At 70.3% G+C, this 1429-nt stretch carries 1 protein-coding gene; it reads right to left on the bottom strand.

Going from position 1 to position 1429, the window contains the following annotated elements; translation table 11 throughout:
* Positions 1-1287, bottom strand: a 1287-nt coding sequence (locus QN345_RS19050; RefSeq protein ID WP_323509116.1) for a purine-cytosine permease family protein, incomplete at its 3' end; no start/stop codon positions are given.
* Positions 1288-1429: the final 142 nt, after the last annotated feature.

The following is a 1429-nucleotide window of genomic DNA, read 5'->3' as shown; positions in this document are numbered from 1 at the left end:
GAGCACGAGGAGTGCGAGCGCGCCGACCCGCACGCTCCCGTAGCGCCCGCGCGGGTCGAGGAGGCCCGCGGCGTCGTAGCCGGAGCGGCGGAGCGCGAAATCGGCGAGGAAGATGCCGCACCAGGCCGCGACGGGCACGCCGAGGGTGATCAGGAAGCCCTGGAACGGACCGAGGAAGCTCCCGGCGAAGAACACGACGTAGATCGCGCCGAGCACCATGATCACCCCGTCGATCCCGGCGGCCGCGAAGCGCGGCACCCGAAGCCCCGCCGTGAGGAGCGCCAGCCCGGAGGAGTAGATGTCGAGGACGGCGCCGCCGATCAGGCCGAGAACCGCGACGAGGGCGAACGGAACCAGGAACCAGACCGGCAGGATCGTCGTGAGCGCCCCGATCGGGTCGACGGCGATGGCGGCGCTGAGGTCGCTCGATGACCCGGCGAGCAGGAGCCCGAAGAGGAGCAGCACGACGGGGGCGAGCGAGGCGCCCGCCGTCGTCCAGCCGACGACGCCCCGGCTCGAGGCCGAGCGGGGCAGGTACCGGGAATAGTCGGCGGCGGCCTGCACCCAGCCGAGGCCGAAGCCCGTCATCATGAAGACGAGCGCGCCGATCACGTGGGGGGTGTCCCCGGCGGGGATCGCCGCGATGGCCGGGAAGTCGATGTGATCGACGACGAGGAACACGTAGACGACCGTGAGCAGGCCCGTGACGATCGTGATCCATTTCTGCAGCCGCATGATCAGGTCGAAGCCGAAGACGCCACCGAGCACGATCAGGCCGGCCACGACGACGAGGGCCACCACCTGGGTGAGCGCCCCGCCGTCCCAGCCGAGCTCGGTGAAGACCGTCGCCGTCGCGAGCACGGCGAGCGAGGCGAGCACGGTCTCCCAGCCGACGGTGAGCAGCCACGACAACGCGGACGGCACCCGGTTGCCGTCGACTCCGAAGACCGCCCTGCTCAGGGTCATCGTCGGCGCGTGGCCGCGCTTGCCCGCGAGCGCCACGAACCCGCAGAGCGCGAAGGAGAGCACGATCCCGACGAGGCCGACGACCGTCGCCTGCCAGAACGAGATGCCGAAACCGAGCAGGAACGAGCCGTAGCTGATGCCGAGCACCGAGACGTTCGCCGCGAACCACGGCCAGAACAACTCGCTCGGGCTGCCGCGGTGTTCCGCGCGGTCGACGGCGTTGATGCCGTTGAGCTCCACCTCGAAGACCGGGCGGATGCCGGGACTCGCCCCCGACAGGCCGGTGTCCGTTTCGGTGTGCTTCCGGTCGTTGGCGGACATCCGCTGCCCCTCTCGTCGGCGGGTCTCTTGGGGTGTTCAGGCGGTTCGGGTGGTCAGGAACTCAGGAACTCAGGAACTCAGGTTCAGTGCACGTACTCGAGCAGGTCGAGGCCGACGGCCCGCATCCCGTCGAGGACAGCGA

Source organism: Cryobacterium sp. 10I1 (assembly GCF_035019805.1).
GTDB classification, from domain to species: Bacteria; Actinomycetota; Actinomycetes; order Actinomycetales; family Microbacteriaceae; genus Cryobacterium; species Cryobacterium glucosi.
The sequence above is the reverse complement of the archived record's forward strand: the minus strand, read 5'-3'. Positions and strand labels throughout refer to the sequence as shown.